This window comes from Vibrio sp. 10N.222.48.A3 (assembly GCF_041475345.1).
GTDB classification, from domain to species: Bacteria; Pseudomonadota; Gammaproteobacteria; order Enterobacterales; family Vibrionaceae; genus Vibrio; species Vibrio tasmaniensis_A.
In genome coordinates, this window is the sequence record NZ_JBFRVX010000381.1 from 1 (window position 1) to 7,051 (window position 7,051).

Sequence of the window (7,051 nt, forward strand, 5' to 3'; positions counted from 1 at the left end):
GCAGCAGCAAAAGAAAAATGCTACGGCGTGGCAAAAGCTGGCCAAAATGATTGTGCAACCAAAACAAGTTCATGTGCGGGTACAGCAAAAGAAGACAACCAATCCGATGCATTCGTGGTCGTTCCTAAAGGACTATGTGGCAAATTATCAGGTGGTAATACTCAATCATCATAATTGAGCTGCTTAGTATGGTGAGCTGGCATTCAGCTCACCTCCACTTCTTGTTAGGAGAATCGTTGTGACTCAAACTCTTCACCCCAACGCAGGGGTTGGCCTTAGAACACCGCACTTGGACTTCTTTAGCCAAAATCCAGCCTTAGTAAGTTGGTTAGAAGTTCACAGCGAGAACTACTTCTTAGCTCAATCACCGCAACGCCAACAACTCAGAGAAATTCGTCACGCACACAACATCAGTTGTCACGGTGTTGGGTTGTCGCTAGGTTCTGTTGAGCGCATCAACCAACATCATCTTGTGCAATTAAAAGAGCTCATTGATGATATCGAACCCTTCTTAGTTTCTGATCATCTCAGTTGGAGTCAGGCAAGTGGTCATTACTTCAATGACTTGTTACCGCTGCCTTATACCGAAGAAGCGCTAGAGGTCTTTTGTCGCAATGTCATCGAGGTACAAGACAGCCTGCAACGCCCTATGCTGATTGAGAACCCATCGAGCTACCTTGCCTTCAAGCATTCAACCATCCCAGAGTGGGAGTTTTTAGCCGAGGTACAGAGGCGCACCGAGTGTCGTCTACTGCTCGATTTCAATAATATTTTTGTCTCATCTTTTAATCATGGCTTCAGCTGTGAAGAGTATCTAAGTGGAATACCGGCAGACAAAGTGGAAGAGATTCACTTGGCAGGTTTCACTAAGAAGAAACTCGAGCAAGGTGAGATCTGGATAGACACCCACAGTAAACCTGTCTGTGATGAAGTGTGGCAACTTTATACTCAGTGGATAGCAAAGCACAGCTCTCGCCATACCTTGATTGAGTGGGATCTAGATATCCCAGAGCCACAAGTCTTATTGGCTGAAGCAACCAAAGCCAGTGACATCTTGTATCAACACGACAAGTTCAATCAAAGGAGTCGCGCATCATGAGCTACTCCCTATCTGATGTTCAATCAGAGTTTGCTAACGCCCTACGCTACCAAAACAGTGGTGAGCATTGCGATATAGTGAGCGACCACTTTACTGATGAACAGCGCATCCAGATTTATCGCAATAACTTTGTGATTAGCTTGAGTGAGGTACTCGCTGCAACCTACCCACTTACCGAGATGTTAGTCGGCGAAGAGTGCTTCCAACAGATGGCTCGTCAACATGTCTTAAGTTATCCATTAACCTCTGGTGATGTCAGTGGTTACGGTGAACACTTTGAACAAACCATCCAAGCCTTTCCTGCGGTTATTGAGGCTGCACCTTACCTTTGCGAAGTGGCTATTTATGAATGGAACAAAGACAGCTTGATGAGAAGCGTTTCAGAATCAAAAGCCGACCAACGTCCTCTTGCTGGTTTAGCTGATGTGCCACCAGAGCAACAAGGCGCTTTAGTCTTTCATCTCAAAGATTCAATAACGCTCATTAATTCTAACTATACGATTATCGCGCTTGAACGCGCTATCTATCAGCAACAACTCGATGGGTTAGACATCAACCAACCTGAGTTTGGGGTGTTAATACGAGCCGATAATTCTCAGATTGATAGTCATCACTTGAGTGAAGAATGCCATCAGCTACTTCGCGAATTTCAATCAGGCCAAATGCTCGTAGCGATAGCCCCTTCATTACTACAACATCTGAATACTGTCATGGCGCTTAACGTCATCTCAGGCTTTTCAATCAATGCCGAATTGGAGACATAATATGGATAACAACACAGTCACAAACATGATGGCTCAATACGACAGTTTGATTGAGAAATCACAAGCACTCTTTGTTCCGGTGCTACTGCTATTTTGTCGCCTATGGGTAGCGTGGGTATTCTTTAATTCTGGCCTAACCAAGATAGCGACTTGGGATAGCACCCTTTACTTGTTTGAGTTGGAATACCAAGTGCCACTGTTACCTTGGGAGTTAGCCGCCTACATGGGCACCGCAGCTGAATTGATTCTGCCGGTATTCTTAGCGCTTGGTCTATTAACACGACCTATGGCAGCGGTGCTGTTCGTTTTCAATATCATTGCGGTTGTGTCTTACCCAGTGTTATGGGCGCAAGGCTTCTATGATCATCAGTTGTGGGGATTAATGATTCTTATCGTTGTCGTATGGGGCGCTGGGCCATTCTCACTTGATAGAATTTTGAAAGCGCAGTTTAGAGGTTAGAACGAACTTTCATTCGCACTAAATTGATATACCCCAAAATGCAAAAAACCACTCAATTGAGTGGTTTCTTTTTAACTGGGATAAACTACTTATTCAGAAAAGCTTGTAGCTCTTCAGCAGAGATACCTTGCTCGGCTAGCTCTTTTGCTAGTAGCTGAACCTGCTCACCCTTACGAGACTCTACCACACGCTGAAATTGGTAAATGATGTCTCGCAAAGTATCGATTGGAACTTGTTTTGCCGCACTGCGAATACGCTCTTCACTTTGGTTGCCTAGCTCTTTAAGCAATTTACCAAACATGACCTTTTCAGGTGCATCTTCCATTTGTTCTAAGACGCGCGCCATTTCGTAGGTTGTTAATGACATTACAGTATTTTCCGTTGGGGACTAACGTTTCAATGAGTGACAAATATACCATGTTTTAACGTTTCGCAAACCGCCATTTGTATATTTTGTCACCCTTGAGACTTACGCCTTAGCAAACGTCGTGTGCCACGACTTGCCTGCTTTGCTCGCAAGCACTAACAACGCAGGAACAATAAGGAACATTTGCAGCGCAATCATCACTTGAGACGTTAAATCAAGGCGTTGCATGGTACCAACAAGCAGCCCTGAGCCACTCATTTGGAACAAGCCAAGCAGTGCAGCAGCTGTGCCCGCACGGTCACCGAAAGGTTCAAGAGCCTTACCAGCAGCAGCACCGAGAATCCAAGCAAAACCCACTGAAGACAAGAAGATTGGCAGCATGAATGCAATTGGGCTAGCGTGTTCTGCAAGCACTAACATAATCACGCCCGCTAAACCCAGCGTTGAGATACCAACGACCAGTGCTTTATAGGTACCAAAGCGGTCCATAAATTTAGGTGCAGTAAACGCTGCTGCAATGTTGATGGCCGCATTAACACCAAACCAGAAAGTAAACTCTTTCATGGTCAGGCCTAGGTTTTCCATCAACACAACCGGTGCAGAGGTGACATAAGCGAGAATCACTGCCATCGCCATCAGACACAAGGTTGCGTGGAAAAGGAATGATGGTGTTTTCAATACTGACCAGTATCGCTCAAGCTTGAACACCGCAACCTTTTCTGTCGCAGGGTTAGACTCTTTCATTTGGAAGAATAAGATAGTGCCAACAACGACTGCGAAGCCTGCCATAAAGCTAAAGTTCGAACGCCAACCAAATTGATGAGTTAACCAAGCGCCAAGAATCGGTGCTAGTGCAGGAATAAAGCAAATTGCACCATTGAGGTAACTGATCATACGGCCACTTTTCTCAGGACCAAATAGATCGCGAACCGTCGCAAAGGCTGCTACAGAAGTCGCACAAGCTCCTAAGCCTTGTAGCAGCCGAGCTATTAGCATCATATCAATCGATTGAGCTGCCCACGCCAAGCAAGCACTCAATGCATAGATACTAACACCTCCCAATGCAACGGTTCGACGTCCTAGCTTATCAGCCAAAGGGCCTGCAAATAATTGCCCGACACCCATGGCGAATAAAAACCAAGTAATCGTATCTTGTGCTAGTGCGTGTTCCACGTGAAACGCTGTTGAAATTTGTGGCAGAGCTGGAAGATAAATATCTATAGCCAGAGGGCTAAATAGAACCAGCATTGCCAATAAAGCAACCTGCAGTTTACTTGGGGTTGGAAGCGCGTTAGAAGGCACAAGATTCTCCGAATGAGTTAATTTAGGTGCATAATAACCAACTAAAGATATGAACAAAAATGGCATATACTCATTAGCATTATTCCAAATAGGAAACTCACATGAATATCGAGAAACTATCACGCCTCGACCTCAATCTATTGGTTTGCTTACAGGTGCTGATGGAAGAGCTGAGTGTCACTCGCACCGCACACCGATTATGCTTGAGCCAATCAGCCGTGAGTAAGTCGCTAGCCAAGCTTCGTGAACAATTTAATGACCCCCTTTTTACGCGAAGTGCTCATGGCCTACGACCAACACCGAAAGCTGTTTTCCTCAAGCCTCGGTTAGAAACGTTGATCAACCAACTTGATGTTCTCACTCAGCCTGAGACATTCATTCCCAACAACAGTGACCATAGTTTTCATATTGCTGCCGTTGAGAGTGTTTACCCGCTGATTCTTCCGCACTTCTTACCGGCGATATTTCGACAAGCACCTAAGGTCAATATCAACACCCATGCTTGGACAGAACAAACCTTTAAGAAGCTGCAGCTTGGCGAACTAGATATCGGACTCACTGGCAAAGACATCGACATCAACGATGCGCGTTTAACTATGCTGCCGCCAGACGACATTTGCGAACAAGAGATCTACCGCGACGCACAGATGTGTGTGCTAAGACGCAACCACCCCGCTCTGAATGGTAAATGGGATTTGGAAATCTACCTTGCGCAGCGTCATGTACAAGTAAGGTGTGATGGTAACGACCGCTGGCTGCTCGACTACAAACTGGCTGATCTTGGTCACCAACGTGATATCGCTATTTCTGTTCCAGACTTCAATAGCGCTGCAAGCCTATGTACCTACACCGACTTTGTGTTTACCGCACCAAGCCATTTTACTTACCTCGTCGCTAAGCAACTCGACTTAGTGGTTGTTCCTTTACCAATGGAGTTCCCACCGATGGCATACACTTTGTTTTGGCACCGTGACAGAGAAAATGACCCAGCCTTAACTTGGTTGCGAGATATCATCAAAGAAAAAACTCTGCACCTTAGATAAAAATGGCGTACAGCGTTTGCAGCAAACGAACAAAAGCGCTAGCTTATTGACCTAATAAGTCCCCTCGCATGTATATCGACTGTGAGTGTTAACAAGGACCCTAACAATAAGGATAAACACAGATGCACAATATCACTGCTGAACGCGTTGCTGCGGTTCGAGCTTGGCTTGAAACAAACAACCTAGATGCCGTTATCATTCCACATGAAGACGAATATCTAGGTGAATACGTTCCCGCTCATAACGAGCGACTTCACTGGTTAACAGGTTTCACTGGCTCTGCAGGTGCCACTGTTATCACTCGTGAAACTGCTGCTATTTTTGTAGATGGTCGCTACACCGTTCAGGTTCGTAAGCAGGTACCAGCAGAGTTATTTGAGTATCGCCACCTTATTGAAGAACCGACTTTAGATTGGATCATCAATTCATTGCCACAAGGCAGTAAGGTTGCATTCGACCCACGCATGCACACCGCTGCTTGGTTGAAAGGCGCACAAGCAAAACTAGCGGAGAAAGTTGAGCTAACAACGCTCCCAGCAAACCCAATTGATGAGCTTTGGTCTGATCGCCCTGAGCCTGTCGTGTCTGATGTTCGCCTAATGGCAACAGACGCCGTTGGTCAATCAAGCGAGAGCAAACGCGCTGAAATTGCTGGCTTACTAAAAGCAAAAGGTGCGGACGCCGCTATCCTTACCGAGCTAGACTCAATCTGTTGGTTGCTTAACATTCGTGGCTTGGACGTATCTCGCCTACCTGTTGTGTTATCCAACGCGATCATTCACGCCGATGAAAGCGTCGATTTCTTCCTAGACCCAGCACGCATCCCGGCTGGCTTTGAAGCGCACGTTGGTAATGGTATTCGCGTTTCTCACCCATCAGAGCTTGAAGCGCGCCTTCAATCTTTAGAAAGCAAAAACGTATCTGTCGATTCAGGCACAAGTAATGCTTGGTATACGCTTGTTCTTCAAAACGCTGGCGCTCATCTCATTGAAGCAGCAGACCCATGTCTAATGCCAAAAGCCGCTAAAAACGATACTGAAATTGCCGGCATGAAGGCGTGTCACATTCGTGATGGTGTTGCGATGGTGAAATTCCTATCTTGGATTGATGCAGAAGTCGCGCAAGGTAACCTACACAACGAAGCGGTATTGGCTGACAAAGTACAATCATTCCGCGAGCAAGACCCGACGCTGATGGATCTAAGTTTTGACACCATTTCTGCGGCTGGCGGCAACGCAGCAATGTGTCACTACAACCATGAGAACCAACCTGAACCTGGTCAGCTAGAACTGAATACTCTGTACCTAGTCGATTCAGGCGGTCAGTACTTAGATGGTACAACCGACATCACTCGTACTATCGCGATTGGCCAACCAAGCGACGAAATGATTCAGCAGTTCACATTAGCGCTTAAAGGTCACATCGGCATTGCACGTGCGCGTTTCCCACAGGGTACTCGTGGTTTCCAACTGGATATCCTAGCGCGTCAGCACTTATGGGCAGAAGGCTTCGATTACGATCATGGTACTGGTCACGGTGTTGGTCACTTCCTAAGTGTTCATGAAGGCCCACAAAGCATCTCTAAGAAGCTTATCGACGTACCTCTTGTTGAAGGCATGGTGTTATCAAACGAGCCGGGTTACTACCGTGCTGATGAGTTTGGTATCCGTATCGAGAACCTAGAATTGGTAGTTGAGCTTCCAACTCAAGGTGATTTCTCAGTACTAACGTTTGAGTCGCTAACTCGTTGCCCTATCGATAAGCGCAACATCAATGTTGATTTGCTAACACGACCTGAACTGGCGTGGCTGAACGACTACCATCAGAAGGTATGGAACGACGTTAGCCCATTAGTTGAAGGTGATACATTGGAATGGTTACGCCAATCGACAACTCCATTGGCTCACGCTTAATGCTTCGCTAAGCGCTTAACTGAACCAAAAAACTTGCTCGGTTAATAAGTTAAATAGCAAATAGCAAAACGGCTACCCAAGGGTATAATGCCGATCGTTTAAG

At 46.1% G+C, this 7,051-nt stretch carries 8 protein-coding genes; 6 read left to right on the forward strand and 2 right to left on the reverse strand.

The window, feature by feature from the left end; all coding sequences use genetic code 11:
* The 4 genes from AB4653_RS11780 to AB4653_RS11795 form a co-directional block, all read left to right on the forward strand.
* Nucleotides 1–174, forward strand: a 174-nt coding sequence (locus AB4653_RS11780) for a DUF2282 domain-containing protein (RefSeq protein WP_102359345.1), incomplete at its 5' end; no start/stop codon positions are given.
* Nucleotides 175–238: 64 nt separating this feature from the next.
* The gene (locus tag AB4653_RS11785; protein ID WP_009848184.1) at nt 239–1,099 is read left to right on the forward strand and encodes a DUF692 domain-containing protein; all 861 of its coding nucleotides are present in this window, start codon (nt 239–241) and stop codon (nt 1,097–1,099) included.
* Nucleotides 1,096–1,863, forward strand: a complete 768-nt coding sequence (locus tag AB4653_RS11790; protein ID WP_009848183.1) for a DNA-binding domain-containing protein — start codon at nt 1,096–1,098, stop codon at nt 1,861–1,863. Before AB4653_RS11785 ends, AB4653_RS11790 begins: the two co-directional genes overlap by 4 nt.
* 1 nt (nt 1,864) lies before the next feature.
* Nucleotides 1,865–2,323, forward strand: a complete 459-nt coding sequence (locus AB4653_RS11795; RefSeq protein WP_009848182.1) for a DoxX family protein — start codon at nt 1,865–1,867, stop codon at nt 2,321–2,323.
* Between the two features lie 85 nt (nt 2,324–2,408).
* Here the strand turns inward: AB4653_RS11795 and AB4653_RS11800 are convergent, their stop codons facing one another.
* Both AB4653_RS11800 and AB4653_RS11805 read right to left on the reverse strand, forming a co-directional pair.
* Complete coding sequence (locus AB4653_RS11800; RefSeq protein WP_009848181.1) at nt 2,409–2,690, reverse strand: hypothetical protein; 282 nt, start codon at nt 2,688–2,690, stop codon at nt 2,409–2,411.
* Between the two features lie 102 nt (nt 2,691–2,792).
* Complete coding sequence (locus AB4653_RS11805) at nt 2,793–3,992, reverse strand: multidrug effflux MFS transporter (protein WP_032499284.1); 1,200 nt, start codon at nt 3,990–3,992, stop codon at nt 2,793–2,795.
* Nucleotides 3,993–4,093: 101 nt separating this feature from the next.
* Between AB4653_RS11805 and AB4653_RS11810 the strand changes: the two genes are divergently transcribed.
* Both AB4653_RS11810 and AB4653_RS11815 read left to right on the forward strand, forming a co-directional pair.
* Nucleotides 4,094–5,035, forward strand: a complete 942-nt coding sequence (locus tag AB4653_RS11810) for a LysR family transcriptional regulator (protein WP_009848179.1) — start codon at nt 4,094–4,096, stop codon at nt 5,033–5,035.
* A gap of 122 nt (nt 5,036–5,157) precedes the next feature.
* The gene (locus tag AB4653_RS11815; protein ID WP_009848178.1) at nt 5,158–6,948 is read left to right on the forward strand and encodes an aminopeptidase P family protein; all 1,791 of its coding nucleotides are present in this window, start codon (nt 5,158–5,160) and stop codon (nt 6,946–6,948) included.
* Nucleotides 6,949–7,051 lie beyond the last annotated feature (103 nt).

What these genes read in the sequence shown, in the direction of transcription:
- AB4653_RS11790 (WP_009848183.1), top strand. Translation starts at nt 1,096, where the DNA reads ATGAGCTACTCCCTATCTGATGTTCAATCAGAGTTTGCTAACGCCCTA.
- AB4653_RS11795 (WP_009848182.1), top strand. Translation starts at nt 1,865, where the DNA reads ATGGATAACAACACAGTCACAAACATGATGGCTCAATACGACAGTTTG.
- AB4653_RS11800 (WP_009848181.1), bottom strand. Translation starts at nt 2,690, where the DNA reads ATGTCATTAACAACCTACGAAATGGCGCGCGTCTTAGAACAAATGGAA.
- AB4653_RS11810 (WP_009848179.1), top strand. Translation starts at nt 4,094, where the DNA reads ATGAATATCGAGAAACTATCACGCCTCGACCTCAATCTATTGGTTTGC.
- AB4653_RS11815 (WP_009848178.1), top strand. Translation starts at nt 5,158, where the DNA reads ATGCACAATATCACTGCTGAACGCGTTGCTGCGGTTCGAGCTTGGCTT.